The following is a 2,286-nucleotide window of genomic DNA, read 5'->3' as shown; positions in this document are numbered from 1 at the left end:
GCGCTGCGCGGCGCGACCCGCTCGCTCGTCGCCGCCGAGGCTGCCGCGGGCACCGACGTCCGGGCCGCCGCCGAGCCGCACGCGGGAGCCCGGCGATGAGCTGGCAGGCAGACCCCGCCCGGTACGACGCCGAGCGACCGGGTGCGATGCGCTACCGCCGCGTCGGCCGCTCCGGGCTCAAGCTGCCCCTGCTGACCCTGGGCCTGTGGCACAACTTCGGCGACGACGTGCCGCTCGAGCGCCAGCGGGCGCTCATCACGACCGCCTTCGACCGCGGCGTCACGCACTTCGACCTCGCCAACAACTACGGCCCGCCCTTCGGCGCCGCGGAGTCGAACTTCGGCCGCGTGCTCTCCGGCGACCTCGCGGCGCACCGCGACGAGATCCTCGTCACGACGAAGGCCGGGTGGGACATGTGGCCCGGCCCGTACGGCTTCGGCGGGAGCCGCAAGTACCTGATCGCAAGCCTCGACCAGTCGCTCGCGCGCATGGGCCTCGACTACGTCGACATCTTCTACCACCACCGCCCCGACCCCGAGACGCCGCTCGAGGAGACCATGGCGGCGCTCGACCACATCGTGCGCACGGGGCGCGCGCTCTACGTCGGCGTCTCGAGCTACAGCGCCGACGAGACCCGGCGGGCGCACGCGATCCTCGAGTCGCTCGGCACGCCGCTCACGATCCACCAGCCGTCGTACTCGCTGCTCAACCGCTGGATCGAGACGGATGGGCTGCTCGATGCCGCGGGCGAGCTCGGCATCGGGGTCATCGGCTTCACCGCGCTCGCGCAGGGCCTGCTGACCGGCAAGTACCTCGACGGCGTGCCCGCGGACTCGCGTGCCGCCCGCGGCGGCGAGCGCAAGGCGCTCGACCCGCGCATCTCCGACGCGGCGGCCGACCGGATCCGCGGCCTCGCGGCGATCGCCGAGCGGCGCGGGCAGACGCTCGCCCAGCTCGCGCTCGCGTGGGCGCTGCGCGACGAGCGCGTCACCTCGCTCACGATCGGCGCCTCGCGGCTCGAGCAGCTCGAGGAGAACCTCGGCGCCCTCGAGCACCTCGCGTTCTCGCCCGACGAGCTGGCCGAGATCGACGAGCTCGCGAAGGACGAGCCCGGCGTCGACCTCTGGGCCGCCGCGCGCGACTCCCGCAGCTGACCCTCCCTCTCCGCCGATCCCTCGCCCTCGCGCCCGCCCTGCGCCCCCAACCCCCCCCGCCCCGCCGAGCGCCACTCGTGCGTTGTGCACGTTCGCGCCCGATCGGCGACCCGCAGCGGGCGCGAACGTGCACATCGCAGGGGTGGCTCGGGTCAGGCCCGGCGACGCAGCGCCGCGCGGACGCGTGCCGCGCAGCGCTCGCCCCCGCGCGCGAGGTCGGCCTTCGTGATGCGCACGACGATCCAGCCGGCGGCCTCGAGCATCTCGTAGCGCAGGATGTCCCGTGCCCACCGCTCGGGATCGAGATGCCCCTCGCCCTCGTACTCGACGGCGACCCCGAGCTCGGGATAGCCGAGGTCCGGATGGAGCTCGACGCCGCCGACCACGACGAGCGGATGCACCGCGGGCTCGGGCGGGCCCGCTCGCACGATCACACGGCGGGTGATGCTCTCGAAGCGCGAGTCGACGCCCGGACGAGCGTCGGCCGCGGCCGCCCGCAGCGACGGGACTCCCTTGAGGCCGTGGAGCCGCGCGAGCTGCGACTCGAGCTGCTCGGAAGTCATGTGCGGGCGACGCGGGAGCGCGAGGTCGGGGTATCGCCTCGATGCGGTGAGCAGGGCGTCGACGACGTGCACGAGCCGTTCGTGGTCGAGCTCCCTCGCGAGCATCACCGCGGTCGAGAGCGGGGTCAGCAGGCGCACGCCGCGATGCGCCGTCGTGCGGAGCCGAGCTCCGTCGAATGCGATGTGCCGCGTCCCCGCTGCGGAGCCGCGCGTCGAGCCGCTCGGCCTCGCGATGACGAGCGGCTCCGAAGGATGCCATCGCGTCGGGAGCGGCAGTCCCCAGAGTCGCGCGGCCGTCGCGCCGCCGAACGCCTGGTGCGCCGGCATCTTCGCTGCGTAGGCGGCCGCGCGCGATCGGAGGTCGTCCGCCGCGATCGCGCGCACTCCTCGGAACGGGGTGCTGAGGTCGCCGCGCCGCAAGCGGCTGCCGCTCACGCCGGCGAGCCGCGCGTCGCGCACGCGGAAGGGCACGCCGGCGAACGGCTCAGGCAGGGGCTGCGGGCTGCGCACCGCGGCACCCTGCCCGATCCAGCGCGGCACCGGTGCCGTCGGCGCCCTCCGCTGTGGAC

At 75.0% G+C, this 2,286-nt stretch carries 2 protein-coding genes; one reads left to right on the top strand and one right to left on the bottom strand.

What is annotated here, in order from left to right:
• The first annotated feature begins 95 nt into the window (after positions 1-95).
• Positions 96-1,154 carry an L-glyceraldehyde 3-phosphate reductase gene (gene mgrA, locus NWP09_RS12500; RefSeq protein WP_258275827.1) on the top strand — a complete coding sequence of 353 codons (1,059 nt, stop codon included), beginning with the start codon at positions 96-98 and terminating at the stop codon, positions 1,152-1,154.
• A gap of 152 nt (positions 1,155-1,306) precedes the next feature.
• Here mgrA and NWP09_RS12495 read toward each other — a convergent pair.
• A partial coding sequence (locus NWP09_RS12495) for an endonuclease domain-containing protein (protein WP_258275826.1) occupies positions 1,307-2,286 on the bottom strand: 980 nt, incomplete at its 5' end.

Source organism: Agrococcus sp. HG114 (genome assembly GCF_024723325.1).
Taxonomy (GTDB): Bacteria; Actinomycetota; Actinomycetes; order Actinomycetales; family Microbacteriaceae; genus Agrococcus.
Note: the sequence above shows the minus strand (reverse complement) of the source record. Positions and strands in the feature narration are given on the sequence as shown.

Bases quoted from the DNA above. Each gene is read 5' to 3' on its own strand.
- mgrA (WP_258275827.1), top strand. From the start codon at position 96: ATGAGCTGGCAGGCAGACCCCGCCCGGTACGACGCCGAGCGACCGGGT.